This window comes from Actinomyces sp. HMSC065F12, assembly GCF_001814535.1.
In the GTDB taxonomy this organism is placed as follows: Bacteria; Actinomycetota; Actinomycetes; order Actinomycetales; family Actinomycetaceae; genus Pauljensenia; species Pauljensenia radingae_A.
This window is the reverse complement of record NZ_KV816988.1, coordinates 1-332: the sequence shown is the minus strand read 5'-3', so window position 1 is coordinate 332 and position 332 is coordinate 1. Positions and strand designations below refer to the sequence as shown.

At 58.1% G+C, this 332-nt stretch carries 1 protein-coding gene; it reads left to right on the top strand.

The annotated features are described in order from the left end of the window. Positions 1 to 332 (top strand): DUF6318 family protein (locus HMPREF2975_RS12540; protein WP_227469316.1); only part of this gene is annotated, 332 nt, incomplete at both ends.

Genomic DNA, 332 nt, shown 5'->3' with positions numbered 1-332 from the left:
CTGGTTCCAGTATTGGCTGGCTTGCTCACTCTGGCTGCATGCAGCCAGGCACAAGACGGGCAAAGCAACAACATTGAAGCCTCTGCCAATCAAAGCGGGTCAGGCGATGCAGCCCACAGCATACCCATGTCCGGTGAGTACCCGATTTTACCCAACGGGAAGCTGGGCAGGCCCGTGGACTGGGTGGAACCACACGAACCACAACTACCCAGCGCTGCCACCAACATGGACGCGTTCGGGGCACGCTACTTCGCCGAGTACTACCTCAACCTCCTCGCATACTCCATCAACACCGGCAACACCACCACCCTCAAAAAAGTCAGCAGCCCAGA